The 20,192-nt window shown below is 60.5% G+C and carries 22 protein-coding genes and 1 pseudogene; 12 read left to right on the top strand and 11 right to left on the bottom strand.

Annotation, left to right across the window (positions count from 1 at the left end; all coding sequences use genetic code 11):
• The first annotated feature begins 1 nt into the window (after position 1).
• The 3 genes from nrdR to FFM53_RS04885 are packed head-to-tail and all read left to right on the top strand — an operon-like array spanning position 2 to position 2,403.
• Positions 2 to 478 carry a transcriptional regulator NrdR gene (nrdR, locus tag FFM53_RS04895; protein ID WP_003547190.1) on the top strand — a complete coding sequence of 159 codons (477 nt, stop codon included), beginning with the start codon at positions 2 to 4 and terminating at the stop codon, positions 476 to 478.
• Positions 479 to 481: 3 nt separating this feature from the next.
• On the top strand, positions 482 to 1,792 hold the full coding sequence (gene ribD, locus FFM53_RS04890) for a bifunctional diaminohydroxyphosphoribosylaminopyrimidine deaminase/5-amino-6-(5-phosphoribosylamino)uracil reductase RibD (protein ID WP_138387595.1): 1,311 nt from the start codon (positions 482 to 484) through the stop codon (positions 1,790 to 1,792).
• Positions 1,792 to 2,403: a riboflavin synthase gene (locus tag FFM53_RS04885; protein ID WP_138387594.1), complete on the top strand. Its 612-nt coding sequence runs from the start codon at positions 1,792 to 1,794 to the stop codon at positions 2,401 to 2,403. Before ribD ends, FFM53_RS04885 begins: the two co-directional genes overlap by 1 nt.
• A gap of 120 nt (positions 2,404 to 2,523) precedes the next feature.
• Here the strand turns inward: FFM53_RS04885 and rfbA are convergent, their stop codons facing one another.
• From rfbA to FFM53_RS04840, 9 genes and pseudogenes are all read right to left on the bottom strand, one after another.
• The gene (gene rfbA, locus FFM53_RS04880) at positions 2,524 to 3,393 is read right to left on the bottom strand and encodes a glucose-1-phosphate thymidylyltransferase RfbA (protein WP_138387593.1); all 870 of its coding nucleotides are present in this window, start codon (positions 3,391 to 3,393) and stop codon (positions 2,524 to 2,526) included.
• Between the two features lie 10 nt (positions 3,394 to 3,403).
• A pseudogene (rfbD, locus tag FFM53_RS04875) lies at positions 3,404 to 4,290 on the bottom strand (dTDP-4-dehydrorhamnose reductase).
• 3 nt (positions 4,291 to 4,293) lie between these two features.
• Positions 4,294 to 5,349: a dTDP-glucose 4,6-dehydratase gene (gene rfbB, locus FFM53_RS04870; protein WP_138387591.1), complete on the bottom strand. Its 1,056-nt coding sequence runs from the start codon at positions 5,347 to 5,349 to the stop codon at positions 4,294 to 4,296.
• Between the two features lie 6 nt (positions 5,350 to 5,355).
• Positions 5,356 to 5,934 (bottom strand): dTDP-4-dehydrorhamnose 3,5-epimerase, encoded by a 579-nt coding sequence (gene rfbC, locus FFM53_RS04865; protein ID WP_138387590.1) that lies wholly within the window; start codon positions 5,932 to 5,934, stop codon positions 5,356 to 5,358.
• A gap of 23 nt (positions 5,935 to 5,957) precedes the next feature.
• The gene (locus tag FFM53_RS04860) at positions 5,958 to 7,925 is read right to left on the bottom strand and encodes a CgeB family protein (RefSeq protein ID WP_138387589.1); all 1,968 of its coding nucleotides are present in this window, start codon (positions 7,923 to 7,925) and stop codon (positions 5,958 to 5,960) included.
• A gap of 249 nt (positions 7,926 to 8,174) precedes the next feature.
• The gene (locus FFM53_RS04855; RefSeq protein WP_138387588.1) at positions 8,175 to 8,981 is read right to left on the bottom strand and encodes a hypothetical protein; all 807 of its coding nucleotides are present in this window, start codon (positions 8,979 to 8,981) and stop codon (positions 8,175 to 8,177) included.
• Between the two features lie 321 nt (positions 8,982 to 9,302).
• The gene (locus tag FFM53_RS04850; protein ID WP_138387587.1) at positions 9,303 to 9,818 is read right to left on the bottom strand and encodes a GNAT family N-acetyltransferase; all 516 of its coding nucleotides are present in this window, start codon (positions 9,816 to 9,818) and stop codon (positions 9,303 to 9,305) included.
• A gap of 27 nt (positions 9,819 to 9,845) precedes the next feature.
• Positions 9,846 to 10,349, bottom strand: a complete 504-nt coding sequence (locus FFM53_RS04845) for a cupin domain-containing protein (RefSeq protein WP_138387586.1) — start codon at positions 10,347 to 10,349, stop codon at positions 9,846 to 9,848.
• Positions 10,350 to 10,553: 204 nt separating this feature from the next.
• Positions 10,554 to 10,913, bottom strand: a complete 360-nt coding sequence (locus FFM53_RS04840; protein ID WP_072638854.1) for a hypothetical protein — start codon at positions 10,911 to 10,913, stop codon at positions 10,554 to 10,556.
• A 347-nt stretch (positions 10,914 to 11,260) separates the two neighbouring features.
• Between FFM53_RS04840 and ribH the strand changes: the two genes are divergently transcribed.
• The 3 genes from ribH (at position 11,261) to FFM53_RS04825 (ending at position 14,539) form a co-directional block, all read left to right on the top strand.
• A complete protein-coding gene (gene ribH / locus FFM53_RS04835) occupies positions 11,261 to 11,716 on the top strand; it encodes a 6,7-dimethyl-8-ribityllumazine synthase (protein ID WP_064653893.1) in 456 nt (151 codons plus the stop codon).
• 3 nt (positions 11,717 to 11,719) lie between these two features.
• Positions 11,720 to 12,202, top strand: a complete 483-nt coding sequence (gene nusB / locus FFM53_RS04830; RefSeq protein ID WP_003547217.1) for a transcription antitermination factor NusB — start codon at positions 11,720 to 11,722, stop codon at positions 12,200 to 12,202.
• Between the two features lie 198 nt (positions 12,203 to 12,400).
• Positions 12,401 to 14,539 (top strand): sodium-translocating pyrophosphatase, encoded by a 2,139-nt coding sequence (locus FFM53_RS04825; RefSeq protein WP_138328303.1) that lies wholly within the window; start codon positions 12,401 to 12,403, stop codon positions 14,537 to 14,539.
• A 97-nt stretch (positions 14,540 to 14,636) separates the two neighbouring features.
• Here FFM53_RS04825 and FFM53_RS04820 read toward each other — a convergent pair whose 3' ends face one another.
• A complete protein-coding gene (locus FFM53_RS04820) occupies positions 14,637 to 15,170 on the bottom strand; it encodes an outer membrane protein assembly factor BamE (RefSeq protein ID WP_020049423.1) in 534 nt (177 codons plus the stop codon).
• Between the two features lie 137 nt (positions 15,171 to 15,307).
• On the opposite strand from FFM53_RS04820, the gene FFM53_RS04815 reads away from it, so the two are divergent.
• From FFM53_RS04815 to FFM53_RS04790, 6 genes are all read left to right on the top strand, one after another.
• Complete coding sequence (locus tag FFM53_RS04815; protein WP_138387585.1) at positions 15,308 to 15,964, top strand: ubiquinol-cytochrome C chaperone family protein; 657 nt, start codon at positions 15,308 to 15,310, stop codon at positions 15,962 to 15,964.
• Between the two features lie 11 nt (positions 15,965 to 15,975).
• Positions 15,976 to 16,530: a YceD family protein gene (locus tag FFM53_RS04810; protein ID WP_138387584.1), complete on the top strand. Its 555-nt coding sequence runs from the start codon at positions 15,976 to 15,978 to the stop codon at positions 16,528 to 16,530.
• Positions 16,531 to 16,628: 98 nt separating this feature from the next.
• Entirely contained in the window at positions 16,629 to 17,675 is a 1,047-nt protein-coding gene (gene plsX / locus FFM53_RS04805; protein WP_011651316.1) for a phosphate acyltransferase PlsX, read from the top strand.
• 20 nt (positions 17,676 to 17,695) lie between these two features.
• A complete protein-coding gene (locus tag FFM53_RS04800; protein WP_029872898.1) occupies positions 17,696 to 18,667 on the top strand; it encodes a beta-ketoacyl-ACP synthase III in 972 nt (323 codons plus the stop codon).
• A 105-nt stretch (positions 18,668 to 18,772) separates the two neighbouring features.
• Positions 18,773 to 19,111, top strand: coding sequence for an integration host factor subunit alpha (locus tag FFM53_RS04795; protein WP_003547228.1), 339 nt, complete (start codon positions 18,773 to 18,775; stop codon positions 19,109 to 19,111).
• 151 nt (positions 19,112 to 19,262) lie between these two features.
• Positions 19,263 to 19,802, top strand: a complete 540-nt coding sequence (locus FFM53_RS04790) for a MerR family transcriptional regulator (RefSeq protein ID WP_020049428.1) — start codon at positions 19,263 to 19,265, stop codon at positions 19,800 to 19,802.
• A 9-nt stretch (positions 19,803 to 19,811) separates the two neighbouring features.
• Here FFM53_RS04790 and FFM53_RS04785 read toward each other — a convergent pair whose 3' ends face one another.
• Entirely contained in the window at positions 19,812 to 20,159 is a 348-nt protein-coding gene (locus tag FFM53_RS04785) for a response regulator (protein WP_138387583.1), read from the bottom strand.
• Positions 20,160 to 20,192: the final 33 nt, after the last annotated feature.

Genomic DNA, 20,192 nt, shown 5'->3' with positions numbered 1-20,192 from the left:
GATGCGCTGCCCCTATTGCGGTTCGGAAGATACTCAGGTCAAGGATTCGCGCCCGGCGGAGGACAACACGTCCATCCGCCGGCGGCGCATCTGCCCGGATTGCGGCGGCCGCTTCACCACGTTCGAGCGTGTGCAACTGCGCGAGCTGATGGTCATCAAGAAGACCGGCCGCAAGGTGCCCTTCGACCGCGACAAGCTGGTGCGCTCTTTCGAGGTGGCGCTGCGTAAACGCCCGGTCGAGCGCGATCGCATCGAGCGCGCCGTCTCCGGTATCGTCCGCCGGCTTGAAAGTTCCGGCGAGACCGAGATCTCCTCCGAACAGATCGGCCTGCAGGTGCTGGAAGCCATGAAGAGCCTCGATGATGTCGGCTTCGTGCGCTACGCCTCGGTCTATCGGGATTTCTCGCTTGCCGAGGATTTCGAGAAGGTCATTTCCGAAATCAACGCCAAGATCGCCCGCGACCCGCTGGACAGGTGAGCCATGAGCATCACGCCGCATGACGAACGTTTCATGGCGGCGGCGATCCGCCTGTCGCGCTGGCATCTTGGCCGCACCGCCACCAACCCCTCCGTCGGCTGCCTGATCGTCAGGGACGGCGTTATCGTCGGCCGTGCCGTGACCGCCCTTGGCGGCCGCCCGCATGCCGAGACGCAGGCACTCGCTGAAGCCGGCGCGCTCGCCCGCGGCGCCACCGCCTATGTGACACTCGAACCCTGCTCGCACCACGGCAGGACGCCGCCCTGTTCCGAGGCGCTGATCGCCTATGGCGTCGCCCGCGTCGTGATCAGCGTCACCGATCCCGATCCGCGGGTTTCGGGCCGCGGCATCGCCATGCTGCGCGAAGCCGGCATAGCGGTGGATACCGGCGTGCTGGAGGCTGAAGGCAGGCACTCGCTTGCCGCCTATCTCACCCGCCAGACGAAGAACCGGCCCTATGTGACTCTCAAGCTTGCCGTTTCCGCCGACGGCATGATCGGCCGTCAAGGGGAGGGGCAGGTGGCAATCACCGGCCCGCTCGCCCGCGCCCAGGTGCAGGCGCTGCGTGCCGAAACCGATGCGATCCTTGTCGGCATCGGTACCGCGATTGCGGATGATCCGCTGCTGACGGTACGGACATCTGGTCTCGAAGCCCAGTCGCCGATCCGCATCGTGCTCGATCCCTTTCTGGCATTGCCGCTGACCAGCAAGCTCGTCGAGACGGCGCGGGAGGTGCCGGTCATCGTGGTGGCGGGTGAGGAAGCATCGTTGTTGGAGGCGGAGGGTTTACCCCCCTCTGCCCTGCCGGGCATCTCCCCCACAAGGGGGGAGATCGGCAGGAGGCGCGATCCGAATTCCCCAGCTTCCGATCAAGATGGTTTCGCCTCGAGGCAAGACGTAGGGCAAGGGGCTAACCCCGATCCGATCTCCCCCCTTGTGGGGGAGATACCCGGCAGGGCAGAGGGGGGTAACCTACCCGCCGACGCCACCGACATGGACTCCCGCCGCGCAGCCCTCGAAGCCGCCGGCGTCGAGGTCGTCCATTGCAATCCCTATCATCCGGAAGTCCTGTTGCCGGCACTCGCGACGCGCGGTATTTCCTCGCTCCTGGTCGAGGGCGGTGCAAAGACGGCACGGCTTTTCCTCGAAGCTGGCCTCGTCGACCGCATCCAGCTTTATCAGGCGCCTGTTGTCATCGGCGAGCGTGGTATTGAATCCCCGCTTGATGCAACCGACATACCATCGGGTTTTGCCAATACGGGCACGCTGATGTTCGGCGAAGATCGCCTGGACGAATACGAAAGGGGGCTTTGATGTTCACCGGAATAGTCACCGATATCGGTACGATCGAATCCGTTTCGCCGCTGAAGGAGGGCATCAAGCTCCGCGTTGCGACGAGTTACGACCCGGCGACCATCGATATGGGCGCATCCATCTCTCACTCCGGCATCTGCCTCACCGTCACCGGCCTGCCGCAGGAGGGCAGCAATGGGCGCTGGTTCGAGGTCGAGGCCTGGGAAGAGGCGTTGCGGCTGACGACGATCGGTGCCTGGCAGGAGGGCAGCCGCATCAATCTCGAACGGTCGCTGAAGATCGGCGATGAACTCGGCGGCCACATCGTTTCCGGCCATGTCGACGGCAAAGCGGAAATCCTCTCGGTGACAGCAGAGGGCGACGCCACGCGCTATCGCCTGCGCGCGCCCGAACATCTGGCGAAATTCGTCGCCCCCAAGGGTTCGATCGCACTCGACGGCACCTCGCTGACGGTCAATGCCGTCGATGGCACGGATTTCGACGTGCTGCTCATCCGCCACACGCTCGAGGTCACTACCTGGGGCAATCGCAAGACCGGCGATTTCGTCAATTTCGAAGTCGACACCATGGCGCGTTACGCCGCTCGGCTGGCGGAATTCCCGAGCACCTGAACCAAAAACCTGTAACGGTTTCCACGGTCACACCACGACTGGCATGCTGGGCGCGAAACATCCTCAGGCGCTCGTCGATGCATCCAACTGTACGTCTGTGACGCGGCGCGGCCCAATAGCTCACCAATCCGGGGACAGCTTCGTCAGATACTGGCCGTAGGCGCTCTTGCCGAGCTTCTCCGCGAGCTTGGCGAGGTCGTCCTGCGAGATGTAACCCATGCGCCAGGCGACCTCTTCGGGGCAGGCGATCTTGAAGCCCTGGCGTTTCTCCAGCGTGCTGACGAAACCTGCGGCATCGAGCAGGCTGTCCGGCGTGCCGGTGTCGAGCCAGGCATAGCCCCGGCCCATCAGCTCCACGAAAAGCTGGCCGCGCTCGAGATAGGTGCGGTTGACATCGGTGATTTCCAATTCGCCGCGCGGTGACGGCTTCAGGTTGGCGGCGATATCGACCACCTGCTGGTCGTAGAAATAGAGGCCGGTCACCGCCCAGTTCGATTTTGGCTTCTTCGGCTTCTCCTCGATCGACAGCGCATTCATCTTTTTGTCAAAGCCGACAACGCCATAGCGTTCCGGATCGGTGACGTGATAGGCGAATACTGTCGCGCCTTCCCGCCGGCTCGTGCCGGATTTCATGATTTCCGGCAGCCCGTGCCCGTAGAAGATGTTGTCGCCGAGAACGAGTGCCGAGCTGTCGCCATGCAGGAAGTCGGCGCCGATGATGAAGGCCTGGGCGAGGCCGTCCGGGCTCGGCTGTGCGGCATAGGTCAGCGAAATTCCCCATTGCGAGCCGTCGCCGAGAAGGCGCTTGAAGGCTTCGACGTCGTGAGGCGTAGTGATGATCAACAACTCCCTGATGCCGGCGAGCATGAGCGTCGTCAGCGGATAGTAGATCATCGGCTTGTCGTAGACCGGCATCAACTGTTTCGAAACGGCCTGCGTGATCGGATGCAGACGCGTGCCCGTGCCGCCGGCGAGAATAATCCCCTTCATGCCCATCTCCCTAGAGACCTTTATTCAAAAGTCTCGCATGACAATCTTCATAGACTGCTTCCAGTCCGGCAGCCGGATTCCATATGTTCTGGCGAGCTTGTCGCCGTTGAGACGTGAATTGGCGGGACGCTTCGCCGGTGTCGGATAGTCCGCTGTCGGGATGCGCTCGACGCCGACGGTTCTGCCGCCGGATTTAGCAAGCTCCGCGAATATCTCTTCGGCGAAATCAGCCCAACTTGCTTCGCCGCTGCCGGTCAGGTGAAAGGTGCCGCGGAGCGATGGCGCAGGGTCCGTTACAACACGGGTTGCGATCGCAAGAATCGCGTCGGCGATGTCGAGTGCCGAGGTCGGGCATCCTGTCTGATCGGCGACAACGCTGAGATGATCGCGCGTCTCGGAGAGCCGCAGCATCGTTTTCAGGAAATTGGCGCCAAAGGGCGAATAGACCCAGCAGGTGCGCAAGATGACGTGGTTCGGGTTCGCCGCCGCGACGGCCTTCTCGCCCGCGAGCTTCGAACGCCCGTAGACGGAGATCGGCGCCGTCGCATCCTCTTCGGAATAGGCGGAGGCCTTGTCGCCGCTGAAGACGTAGTCGGTCGAAATGTGGATAACCGGGACCCCGATCCGCGCGGCAGCCTCGGCAACCGCCCCGGCGCCTGCTGCGTTGACGGAAAAAGCAAGCTCAGGTTCGCTCTCGGCCTTGTCGACCGCCGTATAGGCGGCGGCCGAGACGATCACATCCGGGCGCAGAGCCGAGAAGGCGGCTGCGATACTCGCGGGATCCGCAAGGTCCATTTCCGGGCGCCCGACCGCGCTGATTTCGACGCCCGTTTCGGCGCCACGTCTGAGCAGCGACTGAACGACCTGGCCCTGTTTGCCGGTGACGGCAATGCGCATCGATTATCGTCCCTTGAAAACGCCGAGGCGTTCGCCGGAGTAGACGTTTTCGCGCAGCGGCCTCCACCACCATTCGTTTTCCAAGTACCAGTGCACGGTCTTTTCGATGCCAGTCTCGAAGGTTTCCTGTGCCTTCCAGCCGAGCTCGCTTTCGAGTTTCGAGGCGTCGATCGCATAGCGTGCGTCGTGTCCGGGGCGATCCGTGACGTTGGTGATCAGACGCGCATACGGTCCGTTGTCTTGGTAGACGCCGTCGAGAATGGCGCAGATGCGATGAACGACATCGATGTTCCTGCGCTCGTTGCGGCCGCCGACGTTGTATTTCTCGCCGAGCCGGCCCCGGGAAGCGATCGTGAAGAGCGCGCGGGCGTGGTCTTCGACATAGAGCCAGTCGCGGATATTCGCGCCATTGCCGTAAACCGGAAGAGGCTTGCCCTCCAGTGCGTTCAGGATCATTAGCGGAATGAGCTTTTCGGGGAAATGGAACGGGCCGTAGTTGTTGGAGCAATTGGAGACGACGACGGGCAGGCCGTAGGTTCGGTGCCAGGCGATCGCCAGATGGTCGCTGGCGGCCTTGGAGGCAGAGTAGGGCGAGGACGGATCGTAAGGCGTCGTCTCCTCGAAGAGGCCCTCGTCGCCGAGCGAGCCGTAGACCTCGTCTGTCGAGACATGCAGAAAGCGGAAGGCACTCTTGCGGCGAGCGTCAAGCTCATCCCAATAGTGCCGTGCGGTATCCAGCAGCCTGAATGTGCCGACGATGTTGGTCTGAATGAAATCGGCTGCGCCCGAGATCGAGCGGTCGACATGGCTCTCGGCCGCGAGATGCATGACGATATCAGGGCGGAAGGACGCGAATGCTTCCTGCATCCCGGCGCGGTCGCAGATGTCGGCCTGCAGGAATTGATAGTTCGGCGCCGCTTCGACGGATTTCAGTGACGCCAGATTGCCGGCATAGGTCAGCGTGTCGACATTCAGCACCTCGGCGCCGATCTTGCTGACGAGATGGCGCACCAATGCCGATCCGATGAAGCCCGCTCCGCCCGTGACCAGTATGCGCATCGTCGATCAATCCCTGGGTTGCTGTGCTGAACAGGAAAAATGGCCTGGCAGATCGGCGAGCCGCGGCAGCGTCTTGTCCTTGTCGGACAATACCATGTCTCTCTCATAGAAGGGCCAGCGGATACCGATCGCCGGATCGTTCCACGCGATGCCCCGATCATGCTGCGGGCTGTAGGGTGCGGTTACCTTGTAGCTGATGACGCTGTTCGGCTCGAGCGTTGCGAATCCGTGTGCGAAACCGGCCGGTACCCAGAGCTGCATGCCATTTTCCGACGAGAGCTCCTGAGAGAGCCATTTGCCGAAGCTCGGTGATTCCTCGCGGATATCGACGACGACATCCATGATCCGGCCGGCAAGGCAGCGCACCAGCTTGCCCTGTGCAAAGGGTGGTATCTGGAAATGCAGCCCCCGGACGGTGCCGGTCTGCGCCGAAAGCGATTCATTGTCCTGGATGAACGTGACGTCGGCCACATTTTCCCGGAACCAGGCATCCTTGAATACCTCGGAGAAGTAGCCGCGGTGATCGCCGAAGCGTGGCGGCGTGATCGCAACGATGCCCTCGATGGCCGTGGTCTCAATACGCATGACTTACCTTTTTGCGGCTTTTATCAAGCGCCCGCCCTCATGACGCTCATCAGCATGTCCGCCTGCGAGCGGCTCTGCATGGCCGCGAGGCCCTTCGCGGCAATGGCATCGCGCTCGTCGGCATCTGCGATCAGCTTGTAGCAGCGCTCGATCATGTCGTCATAGGGCTCAATTGCCAAGCCGCCGATGAAGGGCTGGAGGTCCGGATCGCGGATGTCGCCTTCCGTCAGCACGCAAACGCGATTGGCAAGCAGATAGGAAATGCGGACGATCTCGAAGACGCCGCTCGCATAATGATGGATGTTTATGACGATCTTGGCGCGGGCAATCGCCGCATCGCGTTCCGCACCATAGATGTTGAAGAGATGCGCGACCTTGAGCCCGCCCTGTTCGAGCGTCTTCAGGATGTGGTGGCGGCGCTCGTTCATCGAGCCATAGAAGAGCACGTCTATATCCTTGACGATGGCGTGCTGGATCTGGCTCAGGCAACTGTTGTAACCGATTTCGAGCACACCGGCGTGATCGATACCCTTGGCGGCAAGGTTTTCGCGGTTGCGCGGGCTGTAGTCGAGCACCGGCATCGCCCTCAGGATCGACATATAGCGCGAATTGATCCAGATGCTTTCTTCGGACACCTGCTCGAGATTGATGATGACGCTGTCCTTCGGCAGATGGCCGACGATTTCGGCCGGAAGCAGGTTGCCGCCATAAATGATCGGCGCACGGTCCGCGAACTCGGTCATGTCTCTGACGATCGGCGCAGAACCGCCCAGCTCATGGAAGGCGCCCTGCAGACCGAGCGCAACCTCGTCGAAGGCGTGGCTGTGGTTGTAGTTGGGAGGCGTCACGATCCAGATACAATGGCGATCCTTGTGGGCCTGCCATCCACCGGCAAAGGGCTGCAATGTGTCGCGAGGCGGCTGCTCGATCTTCTGGGCGGCGGGGATCTCGGTACGCACAGCCGGCTGCGGCGCCGGGGAGGCGCCGGAAGCCTGCGGAGCATAGGCACGCATCAGTTCGCGGCCACCCGTGAACTGGCCGCGCGGCATCCAGGCCGGCGGATCATCGGCGAACCAGATAAGGTGCGGCTGCTTGATCAGTGGTTGGCGGCCATCCTGCCAAGAGGCCAAGTGGGCCTCGTCGGGGCTCTGAAGAAAAGCTTCCTTGGCGGTGAAGAGACCATGCAGCATCCGGCCGAGGCGGACACCGAACTTCCACTCGAAATCGGCAGGCGCCGGCACGAAGGCGGCGATCTTCAATCCGGAGGCGGCAGCCTGCTGGACATAGAGCCCGAGCAGACGCTCGATCACGAAGGGGCGCATCGTCGCGTTGGCGTCGCGTGAATACTGCGCCGAACCGGCATAGGCAATGCCCGCTGGCGTGCCGCGGCGCCCTTCATTTTCCAGCGATTCCAGAATGCGTTCGCAAAAGGCGAAATATCCGGACCAGAACTTCCTGTTGCCGCAGAAATAGTTGCAGAACATGAAGGCGGTTTTGTCTTGCGGCGGCGCGATCGGATAGCCGAGCTGCTGGATATGGAGGAAGATCGGCTCCATGCCTGGACGGCCGCCAAGCAGCGAATGCTCCCAGACGTTGCTGTAGATCGCGGCGTGGCCGATCAGCGGATTGTAGAGATAGGCGTCCGCACCTTCCGCCCTGGCCTTTTCCGCCTCGGTAACGAAGGATGGGAAGCTCGTCACCGACTTCACCTCGAATTTGCTGGACAGCAGTCCCCAGAACACGTCCTCGCCGAGGCCGATCGCCTCGTGATGCGCATGCAGGATGCGGAAGAGCTCGTATTCGCGGGTCGCAGCCTGCGTGTTGAATGAGATGTCGAGCGGTACGGCAGCCGCGTCGAGCTGGCTGCGCTCCGAAGGGCCGAGATAAGGCTGGTAGATAATGACGGACCCCGTGCCGGCAGCTTTTTCCGTGAGAAGCGCCAGATCAGGAAGACCGGCCGGCAGAGCGGGAATGGGCTGATTGATCGTCAAGGCATCGTCCTTCGTGCATGGCCGCCGTCTCCGCGATTCACGAAACGGCATTCGGGCTGGTTTGGGTATCGACTATTGGATGTGAAGCTTGCGCCACACTGTTTCCAGGACTTTCGCTGGTCAGCCTGGAGGGATTGCAGGAGCTCGACCTATCCGAGGTCAGTTTTCTCTAGCCAGCTTTGCTCGCTCAGCCGCTTCTGCTGCCAGTATCGCAAAGACTTGCGATACTACGTTTGGGATTACCTCGGTTTATACGCCGGTTTTATAGACACCATCATTTGATACGGTAGCCATATCTCCGAACAAGAACCCAGGCAGGTTGTTGCCATAGAGCTCGGCCAACCGCTTGATTAGAAGATAGCTTCCCAGACGCTCCTGGCAAAATGAGATCGCACGTTTCTGCACGGGATCTTCGGCTTGAAACGGTTGATATCGTTTCGCAAATTCAAGAGACGGCGCCACAAGGCGCACAAAAGTATCCAGCCACCAGTCCGTCGGATATGTGCCGAGCTCAATACCTCCAGGAACGAGAGTGCCGGAATTAAAAAAATGCAAAGCTTCGGCTTGCGTTAAAGTATTTGCTTCGACTGAAAACGCCGTATATCTGAAAAAGTCAACAATATTGTGGCAGCCTGCATAGTGATACGATATGTTATGTAGATTCAATGGACGAGGCAGAAAGAAACCCTCTGAAAAAATCGCCGGATTTTCTGGTCTTGTGATTTCTACTTCTTCTGAAGTTGCTATATTCATGCCGGGATATTCGGGATACGGCGTTCCGATTTTTAGTCTTGTTAAAAATTTACGATACTGCCAGATGGTAATGTTGCGAGGTTTTACAGTTTCTTCAGAAACGACTTTTGCGACGACTAGCGTTCCCAGCGATCCTGACAATTTCGCGTGAAGCACCTCCGGCTCGCTGAAAAAATCATAACCGGCAATAACATCCATTCCCTTGTTTTCCAAAGGAGGTTTAGAATTGAGCCATATGATTTTCGCGCCCTCGGGAGGAGGATAGCTCGGCAAATCCTTATGGCAAACAATGAAAATGGTCATATTTGTGATCAGCCTCTTATGGATGGGGAGTTTCTGCCGGCTGTAATTACCACGCAGCTCGCCCGTCAATGCCTACTTGTGCCAAGGTAGCGGACGTCAGTATTTCTAAGCGTTTCTGCCTCTTGTCAGGTGACGACTCTAAAGCGCGTTCCTTGCGCGTAGCAGGTGCGAAGTCCGGACCCATCCGGGGATGAAGTCGGGTGCCGCAAGCTGAGGTCGTCGATATCCTTTTGCTTAAACTTGCTGTTGCTGTTGGCGATATCGGCAAATGTCAGCAAGCCCGCAATGGCGCGCGCCATGTTGCCCGCTTGGTGGAATTCCCTACCGCGAAAACTGAATGATCTCGCCGTTGTACTGCGTGCGCGCCGTCTCGCGGAAGCCGAGCTTGGCTGCGACCCGCAGCGAGGCCTGGTTCTCGGGGCTGATGATGCAGCTCATCGATTTTCCCGGGAAGTGCGTTTCCGCCCAGCCGATCAGGACGGTCAGCGCCTCGGTGGCATAACCGCGGCCATGTGCTGAAGGCATCAGCGCCCAGCCGAGCTCCATCGTCCCCTCGATCGACGGTTCCATCTCGCGGCGGGCTTCGAGGAAACCTGCTTCGCCGATGAAGCGGCCGCTCTCCTTTTCTACGATCGAGAGAAAGCCGAAGCCCATATGGTGCCACATGCCGGCAACGCGCAGCATGCGGCTCCAGCTCTGCTCGCGCGTCGATGGCGCGCCGGTGATGAAGCGCACGACATCCTCGTCCGCCCACAGCGCCGCATGCGCGTCGAAATCGTCGAGGCGGTGAGGGCGAAGCGTCAGACGCGCCGTTTCGAGGGTCGGAATATCGATCACGATGGGTCCTTGTGAAAAAACACGTCCTCAGGCGCCGGGCTCGCCGTCCCAATAGTCGAGGTCGCCTTCCGGCCGCCCGATGTGGCGGAAGCGCCTGGCTTCTGTACCGTCTCTATTCGTCTTGGCAAGGAACTTTCCGGAATCGGGATATTCGACGATCTCGGTCTTCGCCATGGTCGAGATGCCGAGATAGACGAGTGTGGCCGTGCCGGTGTTGATGATCTGGTGCGCCGTTTCCGGTCCGCCCGCCGGCGCGCCGAGCACGTCGCCCGCCTTGATCGCATGGCGCGCATCGCCGAAGCGGTATTCGCCGGCGCCTGCGATCACATAGAAAAGCTCGTCTTCGACATGGTGATTGTGGAAGGGGCAGCTCGATTTGCCGGGCGGTACCTCGTTGTAGCTGACGCCCAGACCGGCCAGGCCGAGAAGCGCGCCGAAAGAGGTGTCGGTGCTCTCATAGAGCTCGCCCTGTGTCCAGTGGTCGAGCTTGAGATCGGCGGTATTGATCACCGCTTTTGCTTCCGTCGTCATGATGGTCCTCCTGTTGCAGGAGGAGAAACTATCATCGCGCCGGAAAATTCAATGCTTATCTCGGAAATCCCCGGCATGGGCGGAGAGGAGCCCGCCGCCCATGCTTTGAGCGCCGAGCGTGCAATACGCTAAGACGCTCTATCGCTTCCAATCCCACGCATAGCCCAAAAATCGATCCGATTTTCGGGGTATGCGCTGGAGCCGTCAACGAACGTAGAAGGTGAAGCTCCCATCGGCCGCCTGCTCGGCATTGACGACATTGCGAATATTGACACCCTCATTGTTGAGCCGGTGGGCAAGCGACTTGTTGGCGTCGATCGAGGCCTGGATGCCGCGGATAGCCTGGCCGGAGCGTTGCGGTGCGGAGTGTGGGCCGCTCGTCTCGTCGTCGAAGTTGCGCCAGTTGTAAACCTCCTGGACATTGAAGTCATTGCCCTGGTAGCTCCTGAGCGTCTGCTCGATGCCTTGAGGGGTGTTCATCCCAAGGCTTTCGGCCCGGCTGACGCCGGCAAAGGCGAGGGAGGAGAGGGTTGCAGCGATAGTGATGGTGAGAACGCGGTGCATGATTTGTATCCTTTCATCTGCTTAGACGGTCGGCTGTCGTTGCAGGGGATCGTCTGCGTCACGACATGGAATTGGCGTTCTCCCATTCGCGATTCAATGGGTTAAGCCACTGAAAATCCATTAAGAATTGTTCATGAAAACTGCCTTCGAATTGCCGCTTTCCAGGCGTCCGGGAAAGCTGATTTCAGAGGCCTGCCCAGCCGTGCATACAGGGCGCGGCTATCCCCTTGCAGATATTTCCTCTTTCCCATTGCGGCATCGGGCGAAATTGCTTGCCATTCGGACGAAGGCATGTTTTGACCGCGGGCTGCCGAGCGGGTAAATGTCCCGCCAACCGAAGGTGAACCATGTCGAGAGAGACCGCTCCCCATATTTTGATCGTTGAGGCCCGCTTCTACGACGACATGGCCGACGCCCTGCTCGAAGGCGCGACCTTCGCATTGACGGAGGCCGGCGCCACCTTCGAGGTCGTCACCGTTCCCGGCGCACTGGAAATTCCGGCGGCGATTGCCATGTCGCTCGATGGAGACGACAATGGCGGAACGCATTATGACGGCTATGTCGCCCTTGGCATGGTCATTCGCGGCGAGACCTATCACTTCGATATCGTGTCGAACGAATCCTCGCGTGCCTTGATGGATCTTGCGGTCAGCGAGTCCCTTGCCATCGGCAATGGCATCCTGACCGTCGAAAACGACGAGCAGGCTTGGGCGCGCGTGCGCCGCTCGGAAAAGGACAAGGGCGGATTTGCCGCTCGTGCAGCTCTGACCATGATCGAGCTGAAGCAGAAACTGGGTGCATAACGAATGAACGACGACAAGACGGAACGGCCGGTCAAGACTGCGAACCAGCGGGGCGCTGCCCGTCTTGCTGCCGTTCAGGCACTGTATCAGATGGATGTCGGCGGCACGGGCGTTCTGGAGATCGTGGCTGAATACGAGGCGCACCGTCTTGGTCAGGAAATCGATGGCGAGACTTATCTGAAAGCCGATGCCGCCTGGTTCCGTTCCATCGTCTCCGGTGTCGTGCGCGATCAGGTCCGCCTCGATCCGCTGATTGCCGCAGCTCTGCAGGATGATTGGGCCTTGTCGCGCCTCGACAGCACAGTGCGCGCCATCCTGCGCGCCGGCGTTTTCGAGATCACCGACCGCAAGGACGTTCCGGTGGCGGTCATCGTCACCGAATATGTCGAGATCGCCCAGGCGTTCTTCGATGACGACGAGCCGAAGCTCGTCAACGCCGTGCTCGACCGCATCGCAAAGCAGGTTCGCGGCGAGGCGAAGAAATAAGTCTTTAGCCGCCAAACAATCCCCCTACGTCTTTCTTCGTACCGCAATGGTTTTCGCCCGTTGCGGTCTTGACGCCACGTGATCGACCAAGCAATCTCCGCACCGCTTAGCTGTGGCATTTCTGTGGAGAGGAAGGCGATTCGGCGGCGTATTTGCCGGAGAAGGAGTGAGCTCCGGCCTATGGGAGGAAAGAGCGAAATGACGATTCTTTTATGCGTAATCGCATGCGGTCTGCTCTCGGTGGTTTATGCCGCCTGGGCAACCCGGTCGGTGCTTGCCGCCGATCAGGGCAACAGCCGCATGCAGGAGATCGCGGGCTATATCCGCGAGGGTGCGCAAGCCTATCTGACGCGCCAGTACAGAACCATTGCCATTGTCGGCGTTGTTGTTTTCATTTTAGCCTGGCTGCTTCTTTCCGGCGAGGCCGCGATCGGCTTTCTGATTGGCGCCGTACTATCAGGTGCTGCTGGTTTCATCGGCATGCACGTCTCCGTCCGCGCCAATGTGCGCACCGCTCAGGCGGCTTCCGTCAGCCTTTCCGCCGGCCTCGACATCGCCTTCAAGTCGGGTGCGATCACCGGCATGCTGGTGGCTGGCCTGGCGCTGCTCGGCGTCTCCATCTATTATACGATCTTGACCGTCGGGCTCGGCCATGAGAGCGGCTCGCGCGAAGTCATCGATGCGCTGGTGGCGCTCGGCTTCGGCGCGTCACTGATCTCGATATTCGCCCGTCTTGGCGGCGGCATCTTCACCAAGGGCGCCGATGTCGGCGGCGATCTCGTCGGCAAGGTGGAAGCCGGCATTCCCGAAGACGATCCGCGCAACCCGGCAACGATCGCCGATAATGTCGGCGACAATGTCGGCGACTGCGCCGGTATGGCGGCCGACCTTTTCGAGACCTATGCGGTCTCGGTCGTCGCCACCATGGTTCTCGCCGCGATCTTCTTTGCCGGCGCGCCGATCCTCCAGTCTGCGATGGTCTATCCGCTGGCAATCTGCGGTGCCTGCATCATCACCTCGATCATCGGCACCTTCTTCGTCAAGCTCGGCTCGAACGGCTCGATCATGGGCGCTCTCTACAAGGGCCTCATCGTCACCGGCCTGCTGTCGATCGTCGGTCTTGGCGCTGCCACCTCGCTCACCATCGGCTGGGGATCGATCGGCTCCGTCGGAGGCGCCGACATATCAGGCGCGAACCTCTTCTTCTGCGGCATCATCGGCCTCGTCGTCACCGCACTGATCGTCGTGATCACTGAATATTATACCGGCACGGGCAAGCGCCCGGTCGTTTCGATCGCTCAGGCCTCTGTCACCGGTCACGGCACCAACGTCATCCAGGGCCTGGCCGTTTCACTGGAATCGACGGCACTGCCGGCGATCGTCATCGTTGGCGGCATTCTCGCCACCTACCAGCTCGGCGGCCTGTTCGGCACCGGCATTGCCGTCACGGCCATGCTCGGCATCGCCGGAATGATCGTCGCGCTCGACGCGTTCGGACCGGTGACGGACAATGCCGGCGGTATCGCCGAAATGGCGCATCTGCCGCCGGAGGTGCGCAAATCCACCGATGCGCTCGATGCCGTCGGCAATACGACCAAGGCCGTGACCAAGGGCTACGCCATCGGTTCTGCCGGTCTCGGCGCACTGGTTCTCTTCGCTGCCTACTCCTACGACCTCAAATATTTTGCGGCGAATGGCGACAAGTTCCCTTATTTCGCCGGTATCGGCGAAATTTCCTTCGATCTTTCCAACCCTTATGTAGTGGCGGGATTGATCTTCGGAGGTCTCATTCCCTACCTCTTCGGCGGCATCGCGATGACCGCCGTCGGCCGTGCGGCCGGCGCGATCGTCGAGGAAGTCCGCCGTCAGTTCAAGGAAAAGCCCGGCATCATGCAGGGCACGGAAAAGCCGGATTACGGCAGGGCGGTCGACCTTCTGACCAAGGCCGCCATCCGCGAGATGATCGTGCCGTCGCTGCTGCCGGTGCTGGCGCCGATCGTCGTCTATTTCGGCGTGCTTCTCATCTCCGGCTCCAAGGCCTCCGCCTTTGCCGCCCTCGGCGCATCGCTGCTCGGCGTCATCATCAACGGCCTCTTCGTCGCCATCTCGATGACATCGGGCGGTGGCGCATGGGACAATGCCAAGAAGAGCTTCGAGGACGGTTTTGTCGACAAGGACGGCGTGCGTCACATGAAGGGTTCGGATGCGCACAAGGCCTCCGTCACCGGCGATACCGTCGGCGATCCCTACAAGGATACCGCCGGCCCCGCCGTCAACCCGGCGATCAAGATCACCAATATCGTCGCACTTCTGCTGCTGGCCGTTCTCGCCGGATAAACAACGGCGCCGGCTTGGCACACTTCAAGCTGACGCAGCGATCATTAAAAAACCCGCCGGAGCGATCCGGCGGGTTCCTCGTATAAGGCGTGTCCGATCAGCGCAGGCTGCTTGGGTTCTGCGGCGTGCCGCCGGCGCCGCCGCCGAACAGGCTGCGGGCAGCACTCGCGGCGCTGCCGCCGGAAAGCATCTGTTGCAGGAAGGTGAGTTCCTTGCCGCCGGTCGGCGTGACGCGTCCGATCGTGTCGAACACCTTGCCGTCCTGCAGCGCATAGTTGGCGCGGCGGCTGACGACGCCGTCCTTGTCGAAATAGATCGCCAGAACGCTCTGATCGACGACCTTCAGTTTCTGGAAGGCGACCGCACGCGTGCGCCGCTGCGAGATGTAATAGAAGACTTCGCCGTCGAAGGTCGCCGTCGTCGACGGGGTGCCGAGCGAAAGCAGCACCTGCTCGCGGCTGGAGCCTTCCGGAACAAGGTTCAGCGACTGCTGGTCGGCGACGTAGCCGCCGTTGAGAACGGTGCTGGTCTGGCAACCGGAGAGAGCGGTAGTGGAGGCAATTATGAGGGCAATGGCCGCACTGCTGAAGAATTTCATGTCAGACTTGAAATACCGTTTCTTCAACGACATCTACTCCCTGTGAGTGTCGATAGCAGCCATTCTGGGCCTTGCACGCTTTCCTCCTGCAAAACCATTGTGGCCATTCCGGGTCGAATTTCCCGAATTCGCTTCGCTGACGCATCGAAGGCGTCGTCCCGAAACTGGCCATGATCGGCATTGCAATTCGCGCCTGCTTCGGTAAACCAGCTTTCGAAATCATGCAACAAGGCCATACGCCAGCCGGCATGAAGAATGAGGCATTTCCGGAAAAAACAATGATCCTCGGGCTCTTCCGCAAGAAAAACAACAATCAGGCGATCGTCGACAGGCAATATGCGGCGTTGGCGGCGGCTGCGCGCATGCCGGAACTCTACGAGCGGCTCAATGTGCCGGATACGGTCATGGGCCGTTTCGAGATGCTCTCGATCGCCATGATTCTGTTTTTTCGCCGCACCCGTGCTTCCGCCACCAGCGGCCAGGAAATCGCCCAGGAGATCGTCGACGCTTTCTTCCAGGATATCGACTATTCGATCCGTGAACTCGGCATCGGCGACAACAGCGTGCCGAAGCGGATGAAAAAGCTCGCCGGTATGTTTTACGGCCGGCTCGAAGCCTATTCGAAGGCGATGGACACAGGCGATGCCGAAGCCCTGGCTCATGCCCTTCAGCGCAATATTTACCCCGAAACCGCGACGCCGGCCGATATGTCTGGTCTCGCCGGATGGATGATGGCCGCAGAATCGCATCTGTCCGCCGTTGCCGAAGAGCTGATCGCCACCGGTTCGGCAACGCTCCCGCCGGTCGCCTGCCCACCGGTCATCTGAAGGAGGAAACGATGCAGAATGATCGGGACGATGTTCCCTTCTCCTATCAAGTCAAGGTCGGCCACATCTCGGCCAACCCCGTCGAGGTCCATGTCGAGGCCGACGCCAGCGAACTGAAGGCGTTGGCTCGGACCTGGAACGTCGTCTCCGTCGATGATCTCAGCGCCGATCTGCAGATTGCCCGCTGGAAGCGCGACGGCGTGCGCATCAAGGGCCGCGTGCAGGCGAAGATCGTCCAGTCCTGCGTCGTGACGCTGGAACCGGTCGAATCCGCCATCGACGAGAGCTTCGAGCAGATCTTCGTGCCGGAAGGCTCCAAGCTTGCCCGCCAGGCCGGCAACGACGCCGGCGAGATGCTGCTCGATCCCGACGGTCCTGATCTGCCCGAGAACTTTGTCGGCGATACGATCGACGCCGGCGAGGTGGTTGCCGAATTCGCCGCTCTGGCGATCGATCCCTATCCGCGCAAGCAGGGTATCGAATTCTCAGGCCATGTCGAAGACAGCGGCGAGGACGACAAAAAGCCCTCCGCTTTCGCAGCCCTCAAGGACTGGAAAAAGGACTGAAGCCCCTCTGGCATTTGACACAATTCAGTTGTAAGCGACGCCAAAACCGGTATTTTGGCCGAAATTTCGCCCTCGGCGAAAAGAAGGATCAGGGACGCGTGATCAGAATATCTCTCGACCTCATGGGTGGCGACTTTGGTCCCCAGGTTGTCATCCCCGGCGCCGCCAAGGCGTTGGATCGGCATCCGGATATTTCCTTCGTTCTCTACGGTCTCAAGGAACAGTGCGATCCGGTTCTCGCCAAGTTTCCGAAGCTCAGGGAAAAATCGATCTTTCACGACTGCGAGCTTGCCGTCGCCATGGATGAGAAGCCGAGCCAGGCGCTACGCCGTGGCCGCTACATCTCCACCATGTGGCGCTCGATCGCGGCGGTGAAGACGGGTGACGCCGATGTCGCGGTCTCGGCCGGCAATACCGGCGCGCTGATGGCGATGGCGAAATTCTGTCTGCGGACCATGGCCAATATCGAGCGTCCGGCGATCGCCGCGATCTGGCCGACGCTGAAGGGTGAAAGCATCGTGCTCGATGTCGGGGCAACGATCGGCGCCGATGCGCAGCAGCTGATGGATTTTGCCCTGATGGGCGGCGCCATGGCGCGCGCGCTTTTCGAGGTCGAACGTCCGACGGTCGGCCTTCTCAACGTCGGCGTCGAGGAGATGAAAGGCCAGGAGGAGGTCAAGGAGGCGGGCCGTCTGTTGCGCGAGGCGAACATCGATTCGCTCGAATATTCCGGCTTCGTCGAGGGCAACGACCTTGGCAAGGGCACGGTCGACGTCGTTGTCACCGAGGGATTTTCCGGCAATATCGCGCTCAAGACCGCCGAAGGCACCGCCAAGCAGATCGGCGAATATCTGCGTGCCGCCATGTCGCGCACGCTGCTCGCCCGTATCGGCTACCTCTTCGCCAAAAGCGCCTTCGACATGCTTCGCGAGAAGCTCGATCCGAGCAAGGTCAATGGCGGCGTGTTTCTCGGCCTGAACGGCATCGTCATCAAGAGCCATGGCGGGGCGAATGCCGAAGGCATCGCAGCCGCAATCGAGGTCGGCTACGACATGGCCAAGAACGGCCTCAATCAGAAAATAGAAAACGATCTTAAGAAATATCATGCCAAGCGGCTGCCCCCGATGGGCCCGGAAGCAGCATGAGCGATGGGGTTCAATCAAAGATGATCCGTTCAGTGGTTCGCGGGTTCGGAGCCGCACTTCCGAAGCGCGTGATGACCAATCGTGACATGGAGGCCATCGTCGACACATCAGACGAATGGATCGTCCAGCGCACCGGTATCCGCCAGCGTTATGTCGCCGGTGATGATGAAACGACGGCGTCGCTGGGCGAGGCGGCCGCGCGCGCAGCGCTTGCCAATGGCGGCCTGACGCCTGCCGATATCGATCTTGTCATCTGTGCCACCTCGACGCCTGACAACACGTTTCCGGCGACGTCGGTCAACATCCAGAACCGGCTCGGCATGAGCCACGGCTTCGCCTTCGACGTCCAGGCTGTCTGCACCGGTTTCGTCTATGCGGTGACCACCGCGGATGCCTATATCCGCGGCGGGCTTGCCAAGCGCGTTCTCGTCATCGGCGCCGAAACTTTTTCGCGCATTCTCGACTGGAACGACCGCACCACCTGCGTGCTTTTCGGCGACGGCGCCGGCGCGATCATACTTGAAGCGACCGAAGGCGAGGGCACCACTGCCGATCGCGGCGTGCTGACCGCACATCTGCGTTCCGACGGCTCGCACAAGGAAAAGCTTTATGTCGATGGCGGGCCGTCGACGACGGGCACTGTCGGCAAGCTGCGCATGGAAGGCCGCGAGGTCTTCAAATATGCCGTCGGCATGATCACCGATGTCATTCAGGCGGCTTTCGATTCGACCGGTACTACAGCCGATGACCTCGACTGGCTGGTACCGCACCAGGCCAATCGCCGCATCATCGACGGTTCGGCGAAGAAGCTGAACATCGATGCCGCGAAGGTCGTCATCACCGTCGACCTGCACGGCAATACGTCGGCCGCCTCGATCCCGTTGGCGCTTGCGACCGCTGCCGGCGACGGCCGCATCAAGAAGGGCGACCTGGTGATGCTCGAAGCGATGGGTGGCGGCTTTACCTGGGGTGCGGTTCTGCTGCGCTGGTAGGCACGAATCCTAAAAAACTGGCGGCGAACAAGAGCTTGACCGTAAGGCGCAAGACAAATACTCTTCGTGCGATTTCACAAAATATTTTGTATGGGCGGGGAAACCATGACCGGAAAAACAGTGACGCGAGCAGACCTGGCGGAATCCGTTTTCCGAAAGGTTGGGCTTTCCCGGACCGAATCTGCGGAACTGGTCGAAACCGTCATCGACGAGATCTGCAACGCCATCGTGCGTGGCGAAACCGTCAAGCTTTCCTCCTTCGCCACCTTCCAGGTGCGCGACAAGAACGAGCGGATCGGCCGCAACCCGAAGACCGGCGAGGAGGTTCCGATTTCCCCCCGCCGGGTCATGACCTTCAAGGCGTCGAACGTGTTGAAGACACGCATCCTCAAGTCGCATGTCGCTCGCAAGATCAAGCTGAAGCCGCTGAATCCGGCTCCCTGATAATCGGCTTCCCGTTTCGGAAACGGCTTTTTTTCTCCTTCGCGCTCTCCATCCTTGTGTGCAACGTCAAGACATGACTTGAATTGTCGGCGCCAAACCGTTGAAATATGATGAGTCGCCGTAGGATCGAGCCGCGAGGTCGCGTAGCAGTATGACGTTGGACAAGAGCCCCGATGCCTTTCGCACCATCAGCGAAGTCGCAGACGATCTTGATCTGCCGCAGCATGTGCTGCGCTTCTGGGAGACGCGTTTTCCCCAGATAAAGCCGATGAAGCGCGGCGGCGGCCGTCGCTACTATCGGCCGGAGGATGTGGATCTCCTCAAGGGAATCCGGCATTTGCTCTATGATCATGGCTATACGATCAAGGGTGTGCAGAAACTTCTGAAGACCAACGGCAACAAGTTCGTCATATCGGTCGGTCATGGCGATCTCGCCAGCGTCGAGGCGCTCGCGTCGGGCGTGCAGGACATGGGTGCCGGGGAACCGCGCGTCGGCATGGCCGATGAAGACCAGATCGTCGGCCGCGCCAAGCCGCCGATCACCCGCCGGTTCTTCAATTTTGTCGCCGGAGACGACGAGCAGGAAGTCTCGATCGGCAAATCGAGCGTTGGCAAGGAAGACAGGGCGCTGCTGCAGGAGGCGCTCTACGACCTCCTGGAATGCAAGCGTCTGCTCGATCAGGTGCGCTGAATAGGAAAGTCAGGCTTCGGTAAGCCGCTTCATCGCCTGTTCGAGTTCGCTGAGTTGGAAGGGTTTTTGCAGCACGGGCAGCGTGCTTGGGCTGCTGCCATCAGGCGGCGTGCCGTATCCCGTCGCATAGAGATAGGGTTTTCCGCGTTCGTCGAGCAGCTTTGCGACCGGCAGCGAACTCTGCCCGGCAAGCGAGACGTCGAGTATGGCCGCGTCGAACTCCGTATCCCTGGCGGCTTTCAGCGCCCGTTCCAGGTCGGGCGCGCTGGCGCAGACCCGGTAGCCCAGATCGGCGAGCATGTCCTCGAGCAGCATGGCAATCAGTGCGTCGTCTTCGACGATGAATATGTCTTTCATGATCCGGTTCACCCATTGCCCCCTTGCTAAAGC

This window comes from Rhizobium indicum (genome assembly GCF_005862305.2).
GTDB classification, from domain to species: domain Bacteria; phylum Pseudomonadota; class Alphaproteobacteria; order Rhizobiales; family Rhizobiaceae; genus Rhizobium; species Rhizobium indicum.
This window is presented reverse-complemented; position numbering and strand designations above follow the sequence as displayed.